Below are 24,906 nucleotides of genomic sequence, written 5' to 3'. Positions count from 1 at the left end.
CGCCCTTGCGACTCCCGGATGGGGCGATCGCTGGCAGTCCGGGTGCTGGTCGAGCAGTGGGCCGGCGGCAGGTGCCGCGAGGGTGACCCCTAACGCCCCTTAGGAACCCACCAGTGGTCGGAACGCGAACCATCCAGCAGCCACTAGAAATGGCAGGGCTACAAGATCGACGATGGCAATCTGCCTCAGCGACGGCGGTTGCCCGGCTGCGGCATAGAGCCAAAGAAAGGAGATCATGCTGACCGCCACCGCCACACTGGCCAGTTGTCGCACCTCTGGACGCAGCGCTGCCCAGATACAGATGATCAGAACAACCAGGAACAGAGCGGCGCGATGTTGCAGCAACAGGGCTGCTCCGCTTCCGGCTTCGACCCCATAAAGGCTGCTGATCATCGACGGTCGCAATAAAGCCAGCGCCGGCAGCAGATGAACGAGGCCGAGCACGACCCAGCAGGCGGAAGCCGTCATTGCGGTAAACTCTCCTCAGCCAAGGCCGCAGCCGCCAATAGAGGCAAGTTGCAGGGACCTGCCCTTTTGCCCCCAAGGATGACAAAGCATGTTGTGCCCTCACTGACATGTCAATAAAATGTTATGACGTTGGAGCATCCTGCAGGAGGAGTGCGGCCGTGAATGACCCAATGATGCCCGGTCGGATGGAGGATTCGACGCGTCAGAGTGATGCGGCCTTTGCGATGCTGAAGGCTGAAATCATCGCTTGTCGATTGGCTCCGGGTAGCACTTTCTCAGAGGCGGCGTTGTCGGTGCGGTTTGGGCTGGCCAAGGCCGCCTCTAGGTCTGCCCTCACAAGGCTAGCCGAGCTGCGGCTTGTGTTGGCGGTAGCTCGACATGGCTACACCGTCGCCCCCGTGACGGTGCAGTCGATCCGAGAATTGTTCGAGGTCCGGCTGATTGCCGAGCCCAAGGCAGCAGCCCTAGCCGCAGGGCGCGTCAATGTCGCCGAACTGCGAAGGCTCAACAGAGCTCCGCAACGCGCGCACAGTGACATTGAAAGGCTTGCCTTTGTCGCCGCCAATCGAGACTTCCATCGCGCCATTGCTGCGGCGACGGGAAACGCGCGGCTATACGCCTTGCTTGAAACGCTGGCCGACGAAGGCGAGCGTCTGGTTCATCTGGGATTGTTCGGGCCCGGAGCGGGCGAAAAGGATCGAGCTGCGGCGGATCAGGGCCATGAGGCGCTTATCGCAGCGCTTGAAGCGTCTGATCCTGTCGCGGCCGAACGCGCAGCGGCCGCCCATGTCGAGCACGCCCGTGACATTGCATTGGCTCGGATCATGTCTGGGCCATCCTCCATCCCAATCCGCTGATTGCAATCAAGGGCCAGCGTCCGTCGCTGTAACAGTGTTCCAAGGCCTACAGGGGCCTCAATGAACTGAGCGCCTCTTCCTGCCCGTTGGCGATGTATCCGTTACCTGCAAGGGTCTTTCACCTTAGCGATGCGCGCAGGACAGCGATATGGCATAGGGTCTCGGCTCAGAGTCGAGGATGAGCCTGCCGGATGCGCGCGACGATCAAGGATGTGTCTGCCCTTGCCGGCGTCTCGACCAAAACCGTGTCGCGGGTTCTCAACCGGGAAAAATACGTTTCCGAAGACCTTCGGCAGCGGGTCGAGGGCGCGATGGCCCAGCTCAACTTTCAGCCCAGCGCGGCGGCCCGCATGCTGGCAGGCAAGCGGAGTCATCAGATCGCCCTGATCTACGGTAGCCAGAGCCCCCACTACATCCATCAGATCCAGACCGGCATCTGGGCGCGCTGTGTCGAGGAGGGCGTCCGGCTACTGGCCCAGCCGAGTGACCCAGACTCACCCGACCTCGCCCTTGAGGTCGGCGGCCTGATCGACCAGACCCAGGTCGATGGCGTCATCCTCTCAGCGCCGGTCACAGATTCTGAGGCCGCACTCGACGAGCTTGACCGCCGAGGCATGCCCTATGTCCGCATCTCGCCCGGGACGGATCACGGCCGCAGTTCGTCGGTGTCGATGGACGACGTCCAGGCCGCCGACGATATGACGAGCCACCTGATCGAGCTGGGGCACAAGCGCATCGGTTTCATCATCGGCCACACCAATCATGCGGCCAGCGACCTTCGCCTGTTCGGCTATCGCCGTGCCCTGGACCGGGCGGGCCTTGCCTATGAGCCCAGATATGTCCGTCAGGGTTACTTTGATTTCGCTTCAGGGGAGGCGGCGGCGGAGGTGTTACTGGATCTGCCCAATGCTCCAACTGCCATATTCGCCAGCAATGACGACATGGCCGCCGGTGTCCTGGCCGTCGCCCACCGGCGGGGTTTGGCGCTGCCTGAGCAACTCTCGGTCGCCGGTTTTGACGATATCGCCCTGGCCGGTCAGATCTGGCCGCCTCTCACCACGGTAAGGCAGCCGACCCGGGAGATGGCCTATGCAGCGGCTGCGCTTCTGTTCGAAGGGGTTGAGGGGGCTGTCCATCGCCGCATCGCGCATCAGCTGGTAGTGCGGGCCTCGACGGCGGCACCGAGCGCCTGAAAGGCGGTGGGCTCTGTGGGCCTGAGGGGGCCCGGAGACTCTAGCCCGGTATCAGGAATTTCGCCGCCAGGATGCTCAGCCCCAGAGCAATGAGCGTGGTGATGACGATCACCAGCAGCGGCTTCAGGCCGTTCTGTGTCAGGGACTTCATGTTGGAGCGGATACCCGTCGCCGTGACCGCGCAGGCGAGCAGGGCCCCCGCCGTCTTGCTGGACCCCTCGGCCAGAACCGGGGGAATAAGGCCGAAGGAGTTCACGGCGGCCAGTCCAAAGAACCCGATCACGAACCAGGGCAGGATTGGGCTGGTCACCTTCGCATCCGGATCCTTCGGCAGGAAAATCGCAACGACCATCATGGCGGGAGCCAGGAGCGCCACTCGCGTTAGTTTGACGATCGCTGCATTTTCTCCTGCCGCTTGCGAGAAGGAATAGCCGGCCCCGAGGGCCTGGGCGACATCGTGGATCGACGCGCCTAGCAGAAAGCCCGCTTGCACATCGCTCAGGTGCAGGTGGCGCGCCAGGATTGGATAGACCGTCATCGCCAGCGCGCTCATGGCCGATATACCGACCAGGACCAGGGTCAGTTGTGCCTGCGACGTGCGCCGCTCCCCCAGGAGGCTGGAAAAGGCCATGGCCGCGGATGCCCCGCAGATCGCGACTGCGCCACCACACAGGGCTCCAAAGGCGGCAGTAAAACCGAGGCGGCGGGCGAGAAACACGCCGCTGCCGAGCGTGATGGCAACGATCGCGATCACCGCCAGCAGGGCTGCGGGCCCCAGTTGAAGGATCTGGCTGAAGGTAATCCTGGTGGCGACCAGAACGATTCCCCAGCGCAGCAGGGTCCGGGAAGCAATGGTGAGGCCTGGTTCCAGCCGCTTGTCGTCAGCCAGAAAGCTCATCGATAGTCCAAACAGGAGGCACATCAGGGTGAGGGGGGCACCGTAGTGATCGGAGACATAGGTCGCAGCCAGGGTAGCGAGGATCGCAACCACGAGTCCTGGGACGTAAATGCTGCCCTTTTGCATGTTTTCCTTCGCCCCAAACCGAAAACGATCGTTCAACGCCCCGGGCTTCTGCCGCCTGTGTGTCTGACACCGTTATCATATTGCGGACATGGGGCAACTTCACGCTCCAGCTTTCGTCCGAGGGTGGCCTCGGATTTTTCAGTTTTAGCCGGACTGGTCTATTCGAAAAATGTATTCAAATGAATTTACGCTTCAAAATACGCCAAGAAAATTTTTTCCATTCTATTTTGCTATCAGGAATTCGAAATTATTTGAAACATTATTTTGTTTCTGAAAAAATTATGCTTAAAAAATTGAACATGTTTTAATGAAGGATCTTTGGTTTTGTGGGTGGCGCTGAAATTTTGGTGCGCTGCAGCGTTGCCAAGGTACTTTGCCTCGGTAGTATGACAACGATGACATACCTCAGCTCTCCTCCCCAATCGCGGCCGCTCCATGATGGCGGGCCTGAAGTTTCGTCTCTCGCCTGGGGGATGTGGCGTTTCCGCGGGAATGATGTCGGTGCCGCAAGGTCGCTGGTTCTGGCGGCCCTCGAAGCGGGTGTAACCCTCTTTGACACGGCCGATATCTATGGGCCGGACAATGGCGAAGGCTTCGGGGCGTCCGAGGCCCTGCTGGGCCGCGTGCTCGCCGAGACGCCAAGTTTGGCTAGCCGGATGGTTATTGCCACCAAGGGCGGGATTGTCATCGGCACGCCCTATGACTCGAGCGCGGCCTACATCGCTTCCGCCATTGATGCCTCCCTGTCCCGGCTGGGTGTCGAGCAGGTGGCGCTGTGGCAGATCCACCGGCCCGATATTCTGACCCATCCGGCTGAAGTTGCGCGTGCCCTTGAGGCGGCCCATGCGGCGGGCAAGATCGGAGCGGTCGGGGTGTCGAACTATACGCCCGCCCAAGTCGAAGCCCTTGCGGCCCATCTTTCGCTTCCGGTGGTGTCCTGCCAGCCGGAGTTCTCCCCCCTGGCCGTCGCGCCGCTCACCGATGGTGTTCTGGACCAGGCCCTGACCCGCAATCTGACGGTACTCGCCTGGTCCCCGCTTGGCGGCGGACGCCTCGCGGCCCCGTCGGACGATCGCGGACATGCGGTCTGCGCCGTCCTCGACGAGATCGCCGAGACCTACGACGTCTCCAGGTCGGCAGCGGCCTACAGCTGGATCATGGCCCATCCAGCCCGGCCCATACCCATCGTCGGCACCCAGACCCCGGCCCGAATTGCCGAAATCCCCGACGCCTACAAGCCGCGCTGGACCCGATCAGACTGGTACCGCGTCCTGGTTGCCTCCATGGGAGCCCCCTTGCCATGACCTCTTCACCTTCTTCGCGTCCCCCTTGCGAAATCAGCTGGTTTTCCGCGCTCTGCGATGACGACTACGAGTTTCTGGGTGTGCCGGATCCGAAGCTGAAGTCGAGCTGGGAGCATTGCCGCGACATCGTCCTGCAGGCCGAGTCTGGAGGCTTCGACAATATTCTGCTGCCGTCAGGCTATGAGCTTGGCATCGATACGACGGCTTTTGCTGCGGGCATTGCGCCTATGCTTCGCCGTATGCGGCTGCTTATGGCCGTACGGATCGGTGAGATGTGGCCGCCGCAACTCGCGCGCCAGATTGCCACGATTGACCGCATGTTGGGCGGACGGCTGGCCATCAACATCATTTCCTCGGACATGCCGGGGGAAAAGCTGGCTTCGGGTCCGCGCTATGCTCGGACCGTCGAGGCCATGAGCATCCTCAAGACCATGCTGAACGGCGAGGCGCTGGACCATCAGGGTGAGTTCTGGAACCTGAAGCTGGATCCGCCCCGGGTGACGACGGTGTCGGGCAAGGCTCCTTCGCTCTACTTCGGCGGCCTGTCGGAAGACGCCCGGGAGGCGGCTGCCAAGGGCTGTGACGTCTTCCTGATGTGGCCGGACAAGAAGGAAGTGGTCGCCGAAATCATTGCCGACATGACCGAGCGTGCCGCCCGCCATGGCCGGACCCTCCGCTTCGGCTATCGCGCACATGTTGTCGTGCGCGACAGTGAAGCTGAAGCCCGTACTGCCGCCGATCGACTTCTCAGCAAGCTGGATGAGACGACCGGGGCTGCCATTCGGGCAAAGTCGCTGGATTCGACCTCTGTAGGGGTTCAGGCTCAGGCCGCCCTGCGCGAAGGCGCCAAGGATGATGGCTATGCCGAGGCCAACCTGTGGACCGGCGTGGGGCGGGCCCGGTCGGGTTGCGGCGCGGCGATCGTGGGTGACCCCGATCAGGTCCTGGCGAAGCTCAACGATTACCGCGACATGGGGATCGAGGCCTTCATCCTCTCCGGCTATCCGCATGCCGCTGAGGCTGACCTCTTCGCCCGCCATGTCCTGCCGCACATCGACCACGGGCCCCTGGGCTAGGGCGGAGCAGATGTTTGCCTCCCAACAAGATCAGGCGGTGAATCGGCCCTTCGTCGTTGGCATTGGTGGGACGGCGGGTGGTCCCTCTTCAACCGAGCGTGCCCTGTCCATCGCGATGGCGGCAGTCGCGGCTCGCGGCGTGGACACCCTGATCCTTGGGGGGGAGTTTCTCGGACGGCTGCCGATCTTTGTGCCCAAGGCCCAGCGCACGCCCGAGGAGCGCGAGCTTGTCGATGCGGTCCGCCGCGCTGACGGCCTTCTGATCGCTTCACCCGGCTATCACGGATGCGTTTCGGGCATGGTCAAGAATGCCCTGGACCTGCTTGAGGAAACGGCCAAGGACAGCCGGGTCTATCTCAGCGGCATGCCGGTCGGGCTGGTCGTAACGGCCTATGGATGGCAGGCGACCGGTGGCACTCTTTCGGCCTTGCGTTCGGTTGTTCACGCCCTCCGGGGTTGGCCAACCCCGATGGCCGCCGCCATCAACAGTTCGATCTCGAGGTTCCGCGAAGACGGCTCCTGTGAAGATACCGCCGCAAGCGGGCAGTTGAGCCTGGTCGGCGATCAGGTTGCGGACTTTCTCCTAACGCCCCGGAAGTCGGCATGACACTGCTGGGACGGTCCTTAAACGCCGCCCAGTTTTTCTAGAGAGACCAACGCCTCATCAAGAGGTGAAAACACCTACCCAAGAGGTAGGAATTAAGCAGTGGGAGGGACTAGAGAGATGAAAATTCAAACCCAACGTTCGCGCATGCTGGTCGGCACGGCGCTTTCAACCCTGGTTCTGGCAGGGGTCCTGGCGACGCCGGCACTTGCCCAGACCAATGAGGATGCTCCGGCCATCGCCGAGGTCATCGTCACGGCGCAGAAGCGTTCGGAAAGCCTCCAGAAGGTGCCGATCTCCATCAGTGTCGTGACTGGCGATGCGATGGAGCGGGCCAATGTGAATTCGGCTGAGCAGCTGATCCAGATGGCCCCATCTCTGAGCTTCCGGAAGGGCAATTCCAACAAGGATTCTGCGCTGACCGTTCGCGGCGTGGGAACGATTTCCTTCGCATCCGGCGTCGAGCCGTCGGTGTCGACCGTCGTTGACGGCGTGGTCTATGCACGCAGCGGCCAGGCCACGGCGGATTTCCTCGATCTTGAGCGCGTTGAAATCCTGCGCGGCCCTCAGGGCACCCTGTTCGGCAAAAACGCCTCCGCCGGCGTGATCAGCCTGATCACGCGCGCGCCCAAGCAAGAAATGGGCGGCTATGTCGACGCGTCCTACTATGAAGGCAATGAGTATCGCGTGCGCGGTGCGATCTCCGGCCCGCTCAGCGAGACGGTTGCGGGCTCACTGGCGGCGTTCTTCAGTCACTATGATGGCAACGGCAAGAACGTCTTCAACGGCGACGACATCAACGGCTATGAGCACAACGGCTTGCGCGGGCGCCTGCGCTGGGAACCCACCGAGGACGTGACGATCGACTTCATTGCCGACTATTCGCACAACGTCGACAATGGCTATGCCGATAGCATCGGGACCGTTTTCCCGAGCGCCTTCAATGACGCTGTGTTCTCGCCGTCGCTCAAGCCGCTGAAGCCGGGTGCCGGCAACAAGGACATCGACAACGACCAGTCGCCGCTGACCAAGGACATCAATAGCGGCTTCTCGACCCAGGTGAATTGGTCGATTGGCGACTATACCGTCACCTCGATCACCGCCTATCGCAATTGGAAGAACCAGCAGACGCGTGATGGCGACTTCCGGTCGGACTCTCCGAGCTATGTCGCGACCGGGGCCCTGGCTGGCGATATCCGCTCGCATGACTATGGCCGACTGAACTTCGACCAGTTCACCCAGGAACTGCGGCTCGCATCGCCGACCGGACAGTTCCTCGAGTACGTCGCCGGGCTCTATTACTACCACACCTGGGAGAGCAACTACTTCAACCGCACGGTCGACAAGTGCCTGAGTTCGACGCTCGCGCCCGTCACCCTTGGGGCACTGGGTGCTGCCATTCCCTGCAGCAAGTCTGCTTCGGTCTACGAGTCCAATGCAGGTATCGGTGAATTCGCGACGACTTTGACGAACTATGCGGCGTTTGGTCAGGGCACACTGAACTTCTCGCCCACCCTGCGCGGCATTTTCGGTGCCCGCTGGACCCAGGACGAGATCGATTTCGTTCATCGTCGTCTTCGCACGTCCGGTGCCGCTGCCCTGAGCGGCGTCAACCCGACGTTTGCCGCCACCGGCGGTACCAAGGCAGACGGCTGGTCCGGAAAGGTTGGCGTTCAGTACGACGTCGTCCCGACCATGATGGCCTACGGCAGCTACACCCGGGGCTACAAGGGCCCGGCGATGAACGTGTTCTTCAACATGCAGGCCAACGACAACTTCGGCATCGCGCCGGAAACGTCGGATGCCTACGAGGTGGGCCTGAAGTCGCGCCTGCTGGACGGTCGCCTGATCCTGAACGTCTCGGCCTTCGATACGACCTATGACAACTTCCAGGCCAACAACCAGGACATGATCGGCACGACGGTCATTACCCGCCTGACCAATGCCGGGACTGTCAAGACCCAGGGCTTCGAAGCTGACTTCACCCTGGAGCCGGTGCGGAACCTGCGGATCAACGGCGGCTATGCCTATATCGACGCCAAGATCGACAAGTTCAAATGCCCGGCCACGGGCACCTGCGCCGCATTGGCGATCAACGGCAAGCCGTTGCCCTATTCGTCTAAGCACAAGCTCTCGGTGAACGGCAGCTACTTCATGCCGCTCGAAGGCCAGGCGTTCGATCTCGATTTCAATGTCGGGGCTCAGTACCAGAGCAAGATGGGCTTTGACATCAATCAGAACCCGAACGCCGTCCAGAAAGGTTACGCCACGGCTGATGCCAGCGTGGCCTTTGTGGGCAAGAACAACCGCGTCCGGCTGGCCCTCATCGCCAAGAACCTGACGGACGAGAACTTCGTCATCAACCGCATCCCCAACGGGGCGTCTTTCCTGCGGCAGATCACGCCCCGGGACGGCGAGCGCTATTTCGGCGCGACGCTCCGTTACAACCTCTTCTAGATCCTGCCTGCGACTCGGGCCCGGCATTTCCTTCTCCCCGCCGGGCCCGGTTTTTTGACTGAAACGCCCATCGCTCCGCCCGCCGCAGCGAGACTTCGTCCGGAGTTCAGACGTGCTCAAGGTCATCGCCCTCGCGGACGGTTTCGAGATCCAGGCCGCTGGCCGCACGGTGCTTCGTCATTCCTCTGCACACCCATGCCTGTTCATCGGCCGGGGTGAAGCAGACGTTCAGATGCAACGCGGCAACTTCGCGATCTCCGACTATGTCAGTGAACGGATCCCGCTTCGTTCGGCGACTCTGTCCCAGGACGATGGCGATGTTCAGGTCCGGTTCGCCGTATCGGAAGGTGGCCCGACTGAACTGTTGATGGCCGTTCGCGAGGAAGGCCACCTGACGTTTCAGGCCGCATCCGACTCGATCAACCGGCTTTGGCTAAGGGTTGCTGCCACGAAGGACGAACACGTCTGGGGTGGCGGCGAGCAGATGTCCTATTTCGACATGCGCGGCCGGCATTTCCCTTTGTGGACCTCCGAACCGGGTGTCGGGCGTGACAAGTCGACCCAACTAACCTGGATGGCGGACCAGGCCGGTGCCGGCGGCGACTATTTTCACACCAACTATCCGCAGCCGACCTTCCTTTCCTCCCGGCGTTATGCGCTGCATGTTGAGACCACGGCCTATTCAGCCTTTGATTTCAGGCATGCCGACTTCCACGAGATCGAGGTCTGGGCCGTTCCGGACGCCATCGAGCTCTTTGCGTGCGATACATTCATCGATCTGGTTGGAGTCCTTTCGGACCGGTTCGGTCGCCAGCCGCCGTTGCCGGACTGGGTTCTGAACGGAGCTATTGTCGGGCTCAAGCAAGGCTCGGAAAGCTTTGATCGCCTTCAGGCCTTTGTCGCCTCCGGAGCCGCCATTTCGGGCCTCTGGTGTGAGGACTGGGTCGGACTGAGGATCACTTCGTTCGGCAAGCGCCTGTTCTGGGACTGGAAGTGGAATGCCGAGCGCTATCCCGGCCTGGACCAGAAGATCACCGAGCTTGCCGGGCAGGGCATCCGGTTCCTGGGTTACGTCAATCCCTATCTCTGCGTGGACGGGTCGCTGTTTCCGGTCGCGGAACAGGCCGGCTATCTGGCCAAGCGACAGGACAGCGATGCGACCTATCTCGTCGATTTCGGCGAGTTCGATTGCGGCGTCGTCGATTTCACCAATCAAGATGCCGCCCACTGGTTCGCCGACACCATAATCGGCGGTGAAATGCTGGACTTCGGCCTGTCCGGATGGATGGCGGACTTTGGCGAGTACCTGCCCACCGATGTGCGCCTGGCTAACGGCGTCGATGGCATGCTGATGCACAATGCCTGGCCGACCATCTGGGCCAAGGTCAATGCGGATGCGGTCGCAAGCCGCGGCAAGACCGGCGAGGCCCTGTTCTTCATGCGGGCCGGCTACACCGGGGTTCAGCGCTACTGCCCACTGCTCTGGGCGGGGGATCAGTCCGTGGACTTTACCCGCCATGACGGCATCGGAACCGTCGTCTGTGCGGCCCTGTCATCCGGGCTCCTGGGCAACGCGTACCACCACAGCGACATCGGCGGATACACAAGCCTGTTCGGCAATGTCCGCACGGCCGAGCTCCTGATGCGCTGGAGCGAAATGGCAGCCTTCACGGCCGTGATGCGCTCACATGAGGGCAACCGGCCGGACCAGAACCTTCAGCTGGATCAGGACCCTGAAGTTCTGGCCCACTTTGCGCGGATGACACGGATCTACCGGCACCTGGCCCCCTACATCCGCTTCCTCGCCACCGAAGCTTCGGGGGCTGGACTGCCCTTGCAGCGGCCGCTCTTCCTGCATCACGAGGACGACGCCCGAACCTATGCCGAGCAGACCCAGTATCTGTTCGGTCGCGACCTTCTGGTCGCCCCGGTTCTTGAGGCGGGCGTCAGTTCGCGCACCGTGTATCTGCCTTCCGGCACCGACTGGACCCATGTCTGGTCAGGGGATTCTTTCGCCGGCGGCCAGGACATCGAGATCAGCGCCCCCTTCGGCCAACCGCCGGTGTTCTATCGTCCCGGCGGCGACCACGACTCCCTTTTCCAATCCCTGCGTACGCTCTGAGGCTCCCGACGATGTTCAAGATCGACCGCAGGTTCCTGCTCTTCATGCTGATCGTGGCGAGCATCCTCAACTATGCTGACCGCCAGATCATCGCGATCCTGAAGCCGATGCTGCAGGAGGAACTGCACTGGACGGACGCCGACTACGGTCACCTGGCGGCCATGTTCCAGCTGTCGGCGGCGGTCGCCTACATGTTCGCGGGCTGGTTCATCGACCGGGTCGGACTGAAGTTCGCCAATCCCTTCGCGGTCGGGTCCTGGAGCCTGGCGGCCATGGCTCATGCCTTTGCCCACACGGTTGGTCAGTTCACCCTGGCACGGGTGGCGCTCGGCGCGACTGAAGCGCTGGGTACGCCTGTCGGCATCAAGACCATCGCAACAGCTTTCGAAGCCAAGTCACGGTCGCTTGCCATCGGCATCCTCAATGCGGCGGGGAATCTGGGTGCCGTGGTCACCCCGCTGTTTGTTCCGTTCCTGGCGGCGGCCGTCGGCTGGCGGCATACTTTTACGATTGTCGGCGGACTGGGGCTTGTCTGGGTCGCTGTCTGGTTCCTGAGCGGGGCCTGGAACGCCGCAGCGCTCAATGCACCCGAGCCTGACAAGGCTGTGGCACCGGCCAAGGTCAAGTGGAGCGAAGTCTTCAGGGACCGTGCGACTTGGGCGATCATGGGGGCCAAGGCGCTCTTCGACCAGGTCTGGTGGTTCCTGCTGTTCTGGACGCCGGACCTCCTCCACCGGGTGTTTGGCCTGTCCATCAAGGAGTTCGCCGTCCCCCTGGCCATCATCTATCTGATGGCGGCTTCCGGCTCGCTGATCGGCGGGGCGGTCGTTGGCCAACTCATTGCGTCGGGATGGTCCGTCAACCGGGCTCGCAAGACCGTCATGCTGGTCTGCGCCCTGCTGGTCGTGCCGGTGCCGCTGGTGCTTTTCGTCAAGAGCTACTGGCTCGCGGTCGGCCTGCTGGGCCTGACCCTGGCGGCGCACCAGGGATTCTCGGTCAACGTGTTCGGCATCATCACCGACGTCATTCCGGCCAAGCGCGTCGGGACCATTACCAGTCTTGGGGCCCTGAGTGGCAATCTGGCCGGTATGGGGGTCCTCCAGCTGGCCGGCATTCTGTTGACCAATGGCGTAGGCTACATGCCCCTCTTCCTGATGGCGGCCTGCGCCTATTTGCTGGCCCTGCTCTGGATCCACCTGTGGCTGCCGGTCCTGCGACTGGCCAATCTCTAGCCCGAAGCGAAGCCGGCGAAGGTTCTCATGCGCTTGGATGGTGGCATGAGTGCCTCGGACTGGATGCCGTAGCCTCTGGCCAACCTGCTTGAGGCTCCCGTGGTCCGCCCGGAGGTTCCTGAGGCGACGGCGCTCGGGGCCGCCTGGCGGGCCCGTTGCGCCACACTTGCTGCCGGCGACCAGGCCGAGTTCTGGCAGCTTGATCGGAGCTTCCAGCCGGTGGCCCAACCGGAGTCTCGTGCCTCCAGAAGGGTGCGATAGAGGCGCGCCGTAGAAGCTGTGATGCTGATGGAAAGCGCGAGATAGGGCAGGGTGGGAGTCTCGGCTCGTCAGTGAAGTCGCATTCGACGCTGCTGCGAGACGGTGCCCGATGTTTGATGTCCGCGCTTGGGGTCGGCGCCATCATGCCGGCGTCTAAAACCAAGGTCGCCAGACCGGCGTTTCCTCTCCAGGTCGGGACGCTCGGCCCAACCCGTCGCTGTATCGCAATCCGGGGCAACAGGCGGCTGATCAGGCCCGGATAGCGACTGAAGATGGTCTCATTTGCGGCGCACTTGGGCCAGAGGCACCGACCATGGCTTTGGCCTGCCTGTCGCCACGATGAAAACGGTCGTTGCGGCTAAGCACCGTTCATCCCCGCCAATCGCCGTTCGGCACCTTTTTGCCTAAAGCCGATCGCGTGTTGAGACATTGGCGGCGCTCCGTTCCCAGCAGGAACGACGCTCATCCCATTCGGCACGAAGGCGCCCCATGAAACCCATGTCCCTCATCAAACTGAGCTGCCTTGTCCTGGTTCTGCCGGTTTGTGGCTTCGCCCAGTCCACCCAGGCCGCCCAGGCCCGGTCCGGTTTGGACCTGCCGGGGTTCGACAAAACTGTTCGGGCCCAAGATGATCTCTATCGCCACAGCAGCGGCACCTGGATGCGGACCGCCACCATCCCCGCCGACAGGGCCGAGCTACTCGGCACCAATATGCCTGCGGTCGTCGATCAACGGATCCGCGCCATCGTTCGCGACTTGGCGGTCAAGCCACAGGCGAGCGGTTCCAGCGGACAGAAAATCGGCGACTATTACGCCGCCTATCTGGACGCCGTCGCGATCGAGAAGGCCGGCCTCGCGCCCATCAAGCCCTTGTTGGCTGACATCGCCGCTATCGAGACTTCGCAGCAACTCGCGACCTGGGTCGGGGGTGCCCAAGGGCAGGTTGAAACGCCAATCTGGCTCTGGGGCGGCTTTGCCGACTTCATGGATCCCGGCCTGAACCGCGTAATGGCCTGGCAAGGCGGCCTGGGGCTGCCGGACCGCGACTACTATTTCAAGCTGGATGATGCTCAATTTGGCAAGGCTCGTGCCGCTTACCTCACCTATCTCACGCGGTTGGCCCAGCTCTCCGGCCAAGCCCAACCCGCTGAGATGGCGCAACGCGTCCTGGACCTGGAAACACGTCTGGCTCAAGCGCACACCCCCGTGAGCGAAGCCCGGGATCCGGCCAGGATGTACAATCCCCTGACCGCCGAAGAGCTGATGGCCAAAGCCCCCGGCTTCGACTGGGAGGCTTTTCTGGCTGCTGCCAAGATCTCCCGCGGCGACAAGGTCACCGTGACGCAACTGAACACCGCCATCGCGACCGCCAAGCTCTTTGCCGATCTGCCATTGTCCGACTGGAAGGCCTATTTCACCCTTCGCAGCCTGGATGCGGCCGCACAGGTCTTGCCGGCCGAGTTTCGCGCCGCCCACTTCGAGTTCCATGGCAAGGCCATCACCGGGGCGCAGGTCGAGGCACCGCGGGCCGAGCGCGCGCTCGAACAGGTCACCTGGGCACTCAATGAGGCCCTGGCCCAGCAATATGTGGCGCGTCACTTTCCGGCCGCGCACAAACAGAAGGTCGGGGCCATTTTCAACAATGTGTTGGCCGCCTATCAGCAGCTGATGGCGGACAACAGTTGGATGGAAGCGTCCACCAAGGCGGCCGCCCTGGACAAGCTTTCCAAGTACAAGGCCAAGATCGGTCACCCTGACAGCTGGCGTGACTATGCCGCACTGGACGTGCGCGCCGGCGACGCCTTCGGCAACCAGCAACGCGCCAAGCGGTTCGATTGGGCGATCAAGGCGGCTGCGGCCGGTAAGCCCATGGATCGCAAGGCCTGGGCCATGTCGCCGCTGGAGGTGAATGCCTTCTATGACCCCATGGGCAACGAGATCGTTCTGACGGCCGGCATTCTGCAAGCGCCTCTGTTCGACATGCAGGCCGATGACGCGGTCAATTACGGCGCAATCGGCGCCACCATCGGTCACGAGATCAGCCATGGCTTCGACAATATGGGGTCCCAGTTCGACGGCGACGGGGTGATGAGGCAGTGGTGGAGTGAGACCGACCGCCAGACCTTTGCAGCGCTCGGCACCAAGCTTGCGAAGCAGTTCAACGGGTTTGAAGCGCTGCCGGGCAAGACCGTGAATGGCCAACTGACCCTGCCTGAGAACATGGCCGATCTGGTCGGCCTGCAGATTGCCTTCAAGGCCTACCAAACCAGCCTGCACGGCAAGCCGGCTCCGGTCGTCGATGGCTACACTGGGGAGCAGCGCTTCTTTCTGAGCTTCGCACAAAGCTGGCGCGTCAAACGCCGCGATGAACGCACCCTGCAACTGTTGGTCTCGGACCCCCATTCACCGCCGGAATTCCGGGCCAACGGTGCAGCGCAAAACATCGACGGCTTTCATGAAGCCTTCGGCACCCATGCCGGGGACAAGATGTTCAAACCTATCGTTGAGCGCGTGCGCCTGTGGTGAGCCCCATAATCCGCTTGCATCCCAGTGCGGTCACAACTCTGCTCCCAAGATGAAGTTTTTCCCCCGCGAAGGGCTGTTCTGGATCTATCACGGTGCGGCCATGACGTTTGTCGTCATGGTCACACTGCTCAGTATCCTGCTGTTTGGCCGCCTCGATGCGAACAACCTGGCCTCCACCCTGGCCTGGATGCCTGCCTACACGATTGCAGTGCTGGGCTTTCGCTGGCTGTACCTCCACCGCCGCTGGGCCGATCTGCCGATGGGGCGATTGGTTCCCGTCGTCATCGGCTATAGCAGCCTCAGCGGGTTTGCCGTGATGGCCGCAGTGGCGGCCATGGTAATGCCCTTCTTCTGGCAGCAGATCAGCGCCAGCCGGGCTGAATTCAACAGCCTGGACTTTCTGGCCCGCAACATCCTCGGCAACGGTCTACAGGCACAACTCTTCATCGGTGCCTGGGCCTTCGTCTATGTCAGCGCCGCAGCCGCGCAGCGTGCCCGTGAGGGCGAGCTGAAAAACCTGCGTCTGCAGATGAGCCTGAAAGCCGCGCAGCTGAGCAGTCTGTCAAACCAGCTCAACCCCCATTTCCTGTTCAACACATTGAACAACATCCGCTTCATGATCCACGAAGATGGCAGTCGCGCCGACGCCATGATCGTGGCCCTGTCCGAACTGCTGCGCTACTCGCTCGAAAGCAGCCAGCAGGGCAAGGTCAAGCTGACCCAGGAATTAGCGGTCATCGAGGCCTTTATCTCCATCATGCGGACGCAAATGGAGGACAGGCTGGACTTCAGACTTAGTGTGCCGGCCTCAATGAGCAGCTGTCTTCTGCCGCCAATGGTTCTGCAACTCCTGCTGGAGAACGCGATCAAGCATGGTCTCGACCATTTGCCCCAGGGAGGGATGATTAGCCTTGAGGGTGAGGATCGCGGCGACAGCCTGACGTTCACGGTCGTCAATGCCATTCCGCGCGCACCGGCCAACATAAAGCCGGGCCTCGGCTTGGGCCTTCCGAATATTGAGCACCGCCTGCGCCTTTTGTACGGCGATCGCGCGACAATCAGAACTCAACAGACTGCAGGGTGCTTTCACGTAGAGCTGAATATGCCCAAGGAGTTTGCTTCGTGAAGCCAAGGTTACGGGCGCTGGTGATTGAGGATTCGCGCCTCGCTCGCGAGGGTTTGATGCGTATGTTGGCCGCTTTTAGCGACCAAGTTGACGTGCTGGGTCAGGCCGAAAACGCAGAAATTGCCCTGGCGCTGATCGAGCAACTGCGCCCCGATCTGCTCTTTCTCGACATTCATATGCCTGGAGAAGACGGTTTCGCTCTGCTCGAGCGGCTCGACTATACGCCTCGCATCGTCTTCACCACAGCCTACTCTGAACACGCGATCCGCTCCTTCGATTTCAATACGGTCGACTATTTGCTCAAGCCAATCAGTCCGCTGCGGCTTGCACAGGCCCTGGCCAAGCTGTCCGGTGAGTCCGAGACAGAGGCTGGTGGGGTCGACGTCAAGCCGACGCTGGACATCAGCAGCAAGATCTTCATCAAGGATGGCGACCATTGCTACCTGGTCGCTTTGAGCTCAATTTTCTACATTGAGAGCTGTAAAAACTATGTCCGGGCATTTTTTACAGATGACGCTGGTGGCGCAGTCAGAAATGCCTACGTCAAAAAATCGATGAACCAGATCGAAGAGCGGCTGCCGAGAACCGTTTTCTTTCGAGCCAGTCGTCAGTACCTGGTAAATCTGCAGGCCATCCGCAGCATCGAGGAATCGATTAGCGAGGGCTTTGAGGTCACCATGTTCGACGGCAAGCGGCTGGAAGTTTCGCGCCGCAATGCAGGCAGGCTCAAGGATTGGCTGAGTTTCTGAATAGGCATCCCCTGTCAATCACGCCATCAACTGCGACCAGTTTCAGTGACGTCGCTCATCATCGGTCTGGGATAGGCCCCATCGATGGCGGGCTGGCAGGTCTGTCGACAGCTCTGGCTGAACAAAGCCAGGGGGCCTCAACGCAAACCAGATCCGTCTTATGCCGACTGAATGGCTGATGGCCGACCTTTGGAAGACTCCGTTGTCGTCGGTGTTCCTGAGGAGGCCAACAGAGCCCCAGTTGAGGCGCTGACAAGGCACCCGCCAGCGCTCAACCATCCAGCAGTCACAGGTCAGTCTGGACATTGCCTTTCAGCCGGCGCGCCACGTCGCTTGCGTGAGACAATCGCTCCGTCAGCACAGGCCATCGGTTCCAGCTCTCCGCAAATGCGAGAATGTACGACAACTGGGCGAAGACCGCCCCGGGTGTGGCCTCGGGCGCGGCAATTAGAGCGAGCGTAGCGATGATCAGCGCGAGCAACACGATCCAGTTCATCAGATAGATTGCGATCTCGGCATCCGATCGCGCCACCTGCAGCTTTCGCCGGCGGGTCAGATGGGTGTGCAGGCCACGCGGGCTGCCGCGGCTCAGGACTGCAAAATCGCGCTCTGTCCGGCCATTCAAGGCGGCGTTAAGCCTCTCAACCTTGCCGGAATAGAGGCGGTCCATAGCGACAAGGGTGGCGGCCACAACAAGCCCTGCCAATCCGACACGCCAGTCGTACCAGGCTGAAATGGTGAGGGAGCCGACGCCTGCAATGATGGCCGAGAACCCTTCAGGCACGCTGCGTTCATAGGTTTGAACCACCTCGTAGACCTGTCGAAGTCGTCCGACCTGGACGCCCGGAGAGTCAGCACTGGACATTACTGTCTGCGATAGTCGCTGTTCCGCTGCAGAGAAAACCCTCGTATCGAAGAAGCGCCTCAGGGCCCCAGACACCAGGATCGCGCCCGCCCCGCAGGCCAGCAGCAGGAGCCCGGTCAGGTCTCCGGAAAGCAGACGATCGATCGTCACGCCGATCAGGGCGGGCAATGCCAGTAACGAGATTTCCTCGATGGTCAGCAGCCCGTAGGCTGCAAAGATCCGGCGGCGCTCTGGACCGAACAGAGTCAGCGACGACACCCTCATGGCACCACCGTGCCCGGCGGGGCAATGATCAGGCGCATGCGGTCTCCCCACGAGCGGGCAGCCTTGAGGTCCAGCCATAAGGACCGCGCTTCCGCAGTATGTACTGTCCACAGATGACTGGAGCTTATGGGGGTCGTCAGACCATAGACAGGCTGCTCCCGCTCCGGTTCCCAAGTGCCAAACAGGCGATCCCAGAGGATCAGGATGCCGCCGTAATTCTTGTCCAGGTAGATTTCCTGGGAGCCATGATGGACACGGTGATTGGCGGGCGAGTTGAAGACCCGGTCGAACCAGCCCAGGCGGCCGATGGTCTCTGTGTGAAGCCATTGCTGGTAGGACAACATCACGCCGAAGGCCGCCCCGACGAGCAGGGGGTCAAAGCCGATCAGAACGGCAGGCAGATAGAACCAGGGCGAGGTAAAACCGTCGACGAAGGACACCCGCAATCCGGTCGTCTGGTCAAAACGGGGTGACGAATGGTGCACAGAATGAGCGACCGCCCATAGGGCACGAACGCGGTGAGCCACTCGGTGATCCCAGTAGAACAAGAAATCAACGAGCAACAGACAGAGCGGGGCGCTCCACCAGGTTGTTGGAATGCGCCAGGGTATGAGCGCGTCCGCAATGCCAAACAGGGCCGTGATGAAGCCGAGAACCAATCCGCTCGCGGCCAAGGCGGGCAGGAGGACGCCGGAGCTGGCGGCCATCTCCTTCCAGGCCGCGAGGTTCAAGGTCCTGCGCTGCCGCCAAATCTCGATCGGCAGCATGATCAGGATCGCGGCTGAGAGCGCTCCGGCGAGCATTTCGAAAAGTCCGATGATCTCCATGAGGCACCATAAAATGAGTGAGCGCTCACTCTTTGACTGTATGATTTTGCCGTGTCAATGGAAAGTGAGCGCTCGCTCATTGAATGGAGGCCGCTTTGCGCACCGCTGACCCCGACCTGCAACGTCGTCGCTCATCCGAAATCGCTATGGCCGCCGCGCGCGTGTTTTTGGCCAAGGGGTTTCACGGGGCCAGTATGCAGGATGTGGCGCGCGAGGCCGGTGTCAGCATGGGCCTCCTCTATCGCTACTATGATGACAAGGCCGCGCTGATCGCGGCGGCAGCCACGATCGATCGTGCGCCTCTCCTGGCCGAGATCGCAGCGCTCGGCGCGGCCGATGATCCTCTGGCAGGACTGGAGGCCCTGTTGGTGAGTGTCATCGGTGCGGCGATGGAGCCGGGCTATGTCGACTTGGTGACTGAGGTTGCGGCCGAGGCCTGTCGCAACGCCCGCGTCGCTGCCGTGCTTCAGCAAGACGAGCTTGAGCTGCACGCAGCTCTCGTCGCCGTCCTCGAACGCCATCAGGCCGCTGGACGGCTAAGAGCCAATGCAGATCTGGCTTCCTTCGCTCTGCTGTTTCTGACCCTGGCCGACGCCCTGGCACTGCGTCTCCGCTTCGAACCTGGTCAGCCGATCACCCCATTGATCAGGTCTTTCTCACCATCGATCTGGGCGCTGAAGCCCTAGCGGGTCAGGGTCTTGCCGCGATAGACTTCGCAAAGGGTTTCCAGCACGCGGACCGCAGCCGGATCGGCAAGCCGATAGAAAATCGTTTGGGCCTCGCGGCGGGTCGCAACCAGGCCCTCAGCCCGCATCTTGGCCAGATGTTGCGAGGTCGCTGACTGAGCCAGGCCGACATGGATCGCCAGATCACCGACCGATGCCTCGCCGTCGATCAGGCGGCAGAGGATCAGCAGTCGCTGCTCGCTCGCCAGGAGCTTGAGAAGTCGAGCCGCAGACTGGGCACTGGCGGCCAGCTCCTGAACATCGTCAGTCAGTTTGGAGAAAGCAGCCTTGGTCATATGCCTAATGTAGAAGATACGAATTAAGGTTCAAGCTTGTGCGAGCGGGCCCTGATGTCGCAGCGGTTTATCTGTGAGGTCGGAACCTTGCGACGAGCACCGGCTGTGGGGTTTGGAAACGCTCAGACCGAAGACCTCGGAGGTTCTTCCACACCGTCATCGCGCAGGACGATGTAGATGGCCGGGATGACAAGCACGGTCAGCACCGTCGACGAGGCGAGACCAAACAGAAGCGAAATCGCCAGGCCCTGGAAAATGGGGTCGAACAGGATCACGGCCGCGCCGATCATGGCGGCCAGGGCCGTGAGCACGATCGGCTTGAAGCGGATGGCCCCGGCCTCCAGCAGTACCTCGCGCAGAGGCCGGTCACCGGTCTGGCTGTGACGGATGAAGTCGACCAGCAGGATCGAGTTGCGCACGATGATCCCTGCCAGGGCGATGAAGCCGATCATCGAGGTGGCGGTGAAGGGGGCTCGAAACAGGATGTGGCCGATGACGATACCCACCAGGGTCAGGGGGATCGGCGTGAGGATCACCAGCGGCAGGCGGAAGCTTTTGAACTGGGCGACGACCAGCACATAGATACCCAGGATCGCCACGCCGAAGGCTGCGCCCATGTCGCGGAAGGTCACCCAGGTGATCTCCCATTCGCCGTCCCATAGCAGGGTTGGTTTACGCTCGTCGGTTGGCTGGCCGTTCATACGGATGTCGGGCTTGGGAAGATCGCCCCAGTCGGCGGCCTTGATCGCCTTGTCGACTGCCATCATGCCGTAGATCGGGGCCTCATAGGCACCGGCCAGTTCGGCCATGATCATGTCGACGTCGCGACCGTCGCGGCGGAAGATGTGGGTCGAGCCGGCCTCCCGTGTGGCGGTGACCACCTCGCCCAACGCCACCAGCCGACCGCCCTGGATCTGGGCTACAGGCAGGGCCGCCAGGCCCTCGTCCCAACTGCGCGCCGACTGCGGCAGACGCACCGAGATCTCCAGCGGATCGCGACCCTCGCCGCGATGGGCGTAGCCCACGACCTGTCCGCCGAAGGCCGCGGCGATCGAGTCCAGCACCTGACGGTCATCGACCTTCAGGGCTTCCAGGCGGTCACGGTCGGGAACAAGGCGCAGGCCGGGTCGGGCCTGACCATAGCTGTCGTCGATGTCGACAATGTAGGGCACGGATTTGAAGGCGCCCTTGACCCGCTCGGCCACGGCGCGTCGGGTCGTAGCGTCGGGGCCATAGATCTCGGCCAGCAGGGTGGCCATGACCGGCGGTCCGGGAGGGGCCTCGACCACTTTGATCGACGCGCCAGCCGGCAGGGCCACCTTGGTCAGTCGTTCACGCAGGTCCAGGGCGATGAGGTGGCTGGAGCGCTTGCGCTCGCCCTTGCCGGCCAGCGACACCGACAGGTCGCCCTGGTCGGGACGGTTGCGCAGATAGTAGTGGCGCACCAGGCCGTTGAAATTGAACGGCGAGGCGGTCCCTGCGTAGGCGTCTATTGCTGTCACCTCGGGCAGGGTGCGGGTGATGACCGCCGCGTCGGACAGCGCCCGGGCGGTGCCCTCCAGCGAGGTTCCCTCCGGCATGTCCAGAACAACCTGCAACTCGGACTTGTTGTCGAAAGGCAGCAGTTTGACGGTCACAGTCTTGGTGGCGAACATGGCACCGGCCAGTAGGGTGGCCAGGCCCACGCCGATCAGGAAGGTCCAGGCGCTTTTGCGGGTGGCGATCACCTGGCTGGCGACGCGGCGATAGAGCGCGCCCAGCTTGCCCTCGCCGACATGACCATGCCCGCCGGTCGTCAGGGTCTTGCGGGCGAAGCGGACCATCAGCCAGGGGGCGATGACCACGGCGACGAAGAACGAAAACACCATGGCCGCCGAGGCGTTGACCGGAATCGGGGCCATGTAGGGGCCCATCAGGCCCGAGACAAACAGCATGGGCAGCAGGGCCGAAACCACGGTCAGTGTGGCGACTACGGTGGGATTGCCCACCTCGGCCACAGCGTCGACCGCGGCGTCGATCCGGCTTCGGCCGTCGCTCATGGCCCAGTGGCGGGCGATGTTCTCGATCATGACGATGGCGTCGTCGACCAGGATGCCGATCGAGAAGATCAGGGCGAACAGGCTGACCCGATTGATCGTGTAGCCCATCAGGTTGGAGGCGAAGAGGGTCAGCAGGATCGTGGTCGGAATGACCACCGCAGTGACCGCCGCCTCGCGCCAGCCGATGGCCAGACCGATCAGCACCACGATTGACAGGGTGGCCAGGCCCAGATGGAAAAGGAGTTCATTGGCCTTTTCATTGGCCGTGGCCCCATAGTCGCGGGTCACGGCCACATCCAGGCCTAGTGGCAGGAGGGAGCCCTTCAGGGCCTCGACACGGGCCAGAACGGCCTGTGAGACGACGACGGCATTGGCCCCCTTGCGCTTGGCGATGGCCAGGCTGACGGCGGGGGCCTGGCTCCAGACGCCGTCGGCACGGGCATAGCGCCAGGCGCGGGCCTGATCCTCGCGCGGCCCCTGGGCCACATCGGCGACATCGCGCACATAAACCGCTTGGCCGCTGGCTGAAGGCAGGGCCAGCAGGCCGATATCGACGGCGCTGGTCAGGCTCCGACCGGCCGTGACTTCGACCGCCCGACCGTCGCCGCGGATCTGCCCGGCGGGAAAGGCGCGGGTGGCCTGGCGGACCGTATCCATCAGGACGGCGAGTGACACGCCATGCTGGGCCAGGCGCGCGGGATCCGGGGCGACGCGGATTTCATCGGGGCGGCCGCCGACAATGAAGGTCAGGCCCACATCATCGACCTTCGCGACCTCGGTGCGCAGCTTGCCTGCCAACTGATACAGCGCCTGGTCGGTCCACTGGCCCTGCGCGCCTGGCTTGGGTGCCAGGGTCAGAACCAGGCTGGGCACGTCATTAATGCCCCGGGTCTGGATCAGGGGCTCAGCGATGCCGGCCGGAATGCGGTCGTAATTGGCGCGGATCTTCTCGTGGATGCGCACCGCCGCTGCGTCGGGATCGACCCCGACCTTGAAGCGGGCCGTGACCATCACCTGATTGTCGTCAGCGAAGGTATAGACGTGCTCGACCTCGGCGACGCTCTTGACGATGGTCTCCAGCGGCTTGCCGACCAGCTCAATGGCGTCGGGCGCACGCAGGCCCGGCGCGGCGACCATGATGTCGACCATGGGCACGCTGATCTGCGGTTCCTCCTCGCGGGGGATCGAGACCAGGGCCAGAAGGCCTACAGCGATGGCCGCCAGCAGGACCAGCGGCGTCAGCGGCGACTGGATCGACGCTCGGGTCAGGCGTCCCGACAGCCCCAGATTCATCGGCCGGCCTCCGCCGGGGTCAGGATGTCGCCTGGACGCAAGCCCGACAGGACCTCGACCGTGTCGGCCGTGGCGCTCGCGCGAGCCTGAATCGGGGCTTCTGAGATCACCCCGTTGGCACCGACCAAACGGGCGTAGTCGACGCCGAACCGGGTGACGACATAGCGTCGGGGAATGATAATCGCCTGACGCTCGCCGATCTTTACGGCGGCACGTACGCGCTGGCCGATCAAATCGCCGGGCAGGTTGGGGGCGGCGACATCGGCGGTGACCTGGCCGCCCGTGATCGACGGATAGATCTGAGCAATGGTTCCGCGGGCGGCGACTCCGCGAAGGTCCTCTGCGGCCAGATCGACGATGTCGCCGACCTTGAGGGCTTGGGCCTGGCTTTCCGGCAGCTCGATGCGGACCACCAGCGGGCCGGCGGTGATCCTGGCGATCGACTGCCCGGGCATCACCACCGAGCCGACCGGAACATTTGCCAGCAGGACCCGGCCAGAGGCCGGTGCCAGGATCGCGCCCTGGGTGCCCAACTCGGCGCTGGCTTCGCGTTGGGCGCGGGCCGCCGCCAGATTGGCGGTGGCAGCCTTGGCCTGGGCCTCGATCTGGTCCAGCCGGGCCTGGGCATAGATCCCTTGCGAGAACAGATAGCGGGTGCGCGTCAGATCGGCCTGGGCGCGGGTTGACTCGGCGGCGGCTGCGGCCGCCTGGGCGTCGAGCGCACCAGTCTGCAGGGTCAGCCGATCATCCCTGACCTGGCCGATCCTCTGGCCCTGGCGGACGACATCCCCTTCCTTGACGCTGAGCGCCACCAAGGTTCCGGAGATCCGTGCCCTTGCCTCGGCCATGTCGCGCGTGGTCAGGGTGGCTGGAACAGGCTTCATGTCGGCCACGACCTGGGCCCTGACCGTCAGTCGATCAGCTGCAGGTGCCGTCTTGGCTGGCGGCTCAGTGGCGATCTTGGGCTGGTCGCAGGCGCTGAGCAGCAGGGCTGCACCCAAGGCGCTGATCAGATATGGCCGCGCCGACATGGCGTCCCCTCCAGATGATGTCTGCGACGTCTATCGAACGGTGGGCAAGCCGGCGGCTTTCCAGGCCATTATGCCGCCGGTCAGGTGGGTATCCAGCGCGTGGCCGGCCTTCTGGCAGTGGCCGACAGCGGTGGCCGAGCGCTTGCCCGAACCGCAGCTGAACACTACGGCCCTATCGCCAGCGTCCGGCAGGGCTTTGGGGTCAAAGGTCGACAGCGGAACATTGACCGCGCCGGGGATGCGTTCGGCCTCGAACTCGGCCAGTTCGCGCACATCGACGAGCATGATTTCCTGGGCGTCGAGGGCGGCCTTCACCTGTTGTGCAGTGAGGTCGCGTGTCTTGGGGGATCCAAACATTATCGGGTCTCCTTGAAAGGCGCGCCGACGCCCGCCGAGGGGCGCGAAGACGCGGGGCTTAAAATTCATAATTGCTTATATGCTATTTTTCTTATATATAGTCAAGCCTTCGCAGGATGACGCTAGCCCGACGGGTCGGGCGCAATGTGATCCTGATCAAAGTCGGTTGCCGGAAAAGCGCCCAGCGTCGGCCTCAGACTGCGGTGTTAG

The 24,906-nt window shown here is 62.7% G+C and carries 20 protein-coding genes; 12 read left to right on the top strand and 8 right to left on the bottom strand.

Annotated features, from left to right (window positions below; all coding sequences use genetic code 11):
* Positions 1–99: 99 nt before the first annotated feature.
* Positions 100–468: a hypothetical protein gene (locus ACW17U_RS09755; protein WP_492052198.1), complete on the bottom strand. Its 369-nt coding sequence runs from the start codon at positions 466–468 to the stop codon at positions 100–102.
* A 158-nt stretch (positions 469–626) separates the two neighbouring features.
* Between ACW17U_RS09755 and ACW17U_RS09750 the strand changes: the two genes are divergently transcribed.
* Positions 627–1,325: a GntR family transcriptional regulator gene (locus tag ACW17U_RS09750; RefSeq protein WP_492052197.1), complete on the top strand. Its 699-nt coding sequence runs from the start codon at positions 627–629 to the stop codon at positions 1,323–1,325.
* Between the two features lie 191 nt (positions 1,326–1,516).
* Positions 1,517–2,518, top strand: coding sequence for a LacI family DNA-binding transcriptional regulator (locus ACW17U_RS09745; protein WP_062145769.1), 1,002 nt, complete (start codon positions 1,517–1,519; stop codon positions 2,516–2,518).
* A gap of 40 nt (positions 2,519–2,558) precedes the next feature.
* Here ACW17U_RS09745 and ACW17U_RS09740 read toward each other — a convergent pair whose 3' ends face one another.
* Positions 2,559–3,542, bottom strand: a complete 984-nt coding sequence (locus tag ACW17U_RS09740) for a YeiH family protein (protein ID WP_062151367.1) — start codon at positions 3,540–3,542, stop codon at positions 2,559–2,561.
* Positions 3,543–4,015: 473 nt separating this feature from the next.
* Between ACW17U_RS09740 and ACW17U_RS09735 the strand changes: the two genes are divergently transcribed.
* The 9 genes from ACW17U_RS09735 to ACW17U_RS09695 all read left to right on the top strand — a co-directional run bounded on the left by ACW17U_RS09735 (position 4,016) and on the right by ACW17U_RS09695 (position 16,999).
* Complete coding sequence (locus tag ACW17U_RS09735; protein WP_492052196.1) at positions 4,016–4,846, top strand: aldo/keto reductase; 831 nt, start codon at positions 4,016–4,018, stop codon at positions 4,844–4,846.
* Positions 4,843–5,922 (top strand): LLM class flavin-dependent oxidoreductase, encoded by a 1,080-nt coding sequence (locus ACW17U_RS09730; protein WP_492052194.1) that lies wholly within the window; start codon positions 4,843–4,845, stop codon positions 5,920–5,922. Before ACW17U_RS09735 ends, ACW17U_RS09730 begins: the two co-directional genes overlap by 4 nt.
* Before the next feature lie 37 nt (positions 5,923–5,959).
* Entirely contained in the window at positions 5,960–6,529 is a 570-nt protein-coding gene (locus tag ACW17U_RS09725; protein ID WP_236849543.1) for an NADPH-dependent FMN reductase, read from the top strand.
* Between the two features lie 117 nt (positions 6,530–6,646).
* Entirely contained in the window at positions 6,647–8,983 is a 2,337-nt protein-coding gene (locus tag ACW17U_RS09720) for a TonB-dependent receptor (protein ID WP_492052193.1), read from the top strand.
* A gap of 112 nt (positions 8,984–9,095) precedes the next feature.
* Positions 9,096–11,105, top strand: coding sequence for an alpha-glucosidase (locus tag ACW17U_RS09715; RefSeq protein WP_492052192.1), 2,010 nt, complete (start codon positions 9,096–9,098; stop codon positions 11,103–11,105).
* A gap of 11 nt (positions 11,106–11,116) precedes the next feature.
* On the top strand, positions 11,117–12,337 hold the full coding sequence (locus ACW17U_RS09710; RefSeq protein ID WP_492052191.1) for an MFS transporter: 1,221 nt from the start codon (positions 11,117–11,119) through the stop codon (positions 12,335–12,337).
* A 759-nt stretch (positions 12,338–13,096) separates the two neighbouring features.
* On the top strand, positions 13,097–15,124 hold the full coding sequence (locus tag ACW17U_RS09705; protein WP_492052189.1) for a M13 family metallopeptidase: 2,028 nt from the start codon (positions 13,097–13,099) through the stop codon (positions 15,122–15,124).
* Between the two features lie 49 nt (positions 15,125–15,173).
* Positions 15,174–16,250, top strand: coding sequence for a sensor histidine kinase (locus ACW17U_RS09700; RefSeq protein WP_492052188.1), 1,077 nt, complete (start codon positions 15,174–15,176; stop codon positions 16,248–16,250).
* Positions 16,247–16,999: a LytR/AlgR family response regulator transcription factor gene (locus tag ACW17U_RS09695; RefSeq protein WP_492052187.1), complete on the top strand. Its 753-nt coding sequence runs from the start codon at positions 16,247–16,249 to the stop codon at positions 16,997–16,999. Before ACW17U_RS09700 ends, ACW17U_RS09695 begins: the two co-directional genes overlap by 4 nt.
* Before the next feature lie 286 nt (positions 17,000–17,285).
* Here ACW17U_RS09695 and ACW17U_RS09690 read toward each other — a convergent pair whose 3' ends face one another.
* Positions 17,286–18,122, bottom strand: a complete 837-nt coding sequence (locus tag ACW17U_RS09690; RefSeq protein WP_492052186.1) for an ABC transporter six-transmembrane domain-containing protein — start codon at positions 18,120–18,122, stop codon at positions 17,286–17,288.
* A 2-nt stretch (positions 18,123–18,124) separates the two neighbouring features.
* Entirely contained in the window at positions 18,125–18,955 is an 831-nt protein-coding gene (locus ACW17U_RS09685; RefSeq protein WP_492052184.1) for a sterol desaturase family protein, read from the bottom strand.
* Between the two features lie 146 nt (positions 18,956–19,101).
* Here ACW17U_RS09685 and ACW17U_RS09680 point away from each other — a divergent pair, with 146 nt between their 5' ends.
* Entirely contained in the window at positions 19,102–19,641 is a 540-nt protein-coding gene (locus ACW17U_RS09680; protein ID WP_492052182.1) for a TetR/AcrR family transcriptional regulator, read from the top strand.
* Here ACW17U_RS09680 and ACW17U_RS09675 read toward each other — a convergent pair.
* The 4 genes from ACW17U_RS09675 to ACW17U_RS09660 all read right to left on the bottom strand — a co-directional run bounded on the left by ACW17U_RS09675 (position 19,638) and on the right by ACW17U_RS09660 (position 24,696).
* Positions 19,638–19,976: an ArsR/SmtB family transcription factor gene (locus tag ACW17U_RS09675; RefSeq protein WP_062145793.1), complete on the bottom strand. Its 339-nt coding sequence runs from the start codon at positions 19,974–19,976 to the stop codon at positions 19,638–19,640. The two genes, ACW17U_RS09680 and ACW17U_RS09675, sit on opposite strands and share 4 nt — an antisense overlap.
* A 122-nt stretch (positions 19,977–20,098) precedes the next feature.
* A complete protein-coding gene (locus ACW17U_RS09670) occupies positions 20,099–23,308 on the bottom strand; it encodes an efflux RND transporter permease subunit (protein ID WP_492052181.1) in 3,210 nt (1,069 codons plus the stop codon).
* Positions 23,305–24,339 (bottom strand): efflux RND transporter periplasmic adaptor subunit, encoded by a 1,035-nt coding sequence (locus ACW17U_RS09665; protein ID WP_492052180.1) that lies wholly within the window; start codon positions 24,337–24,339, stop codon positions 23,305–23,307. The genes ACW17U_RS09670 and ACW17U_RS09665 overlap by 4 nt, the downstream gene beginning before the upstream one ends.
* A 30-nt stretch (positions 24,340–24,369) precedes the next feature.
* Entirely contained in the window at positions 24,370–24,696 is a 327-nt protein-coding gene (locus tag ACW17U_RS09660) for a rhodanese-like domain-containing protein (protein ID WP_492052179.1), read from the bottom strand.
* Positions 24,697–24,906 lie beyond the last annotated feature (210 nt).

The organism is Caulobacter sp. AVps16, assembly GCF_058681455.1.
Note: the sequence above shows the minus strand (reverse complement) of the source record. Positions and strands in the feature narration are given on the sequence as shown.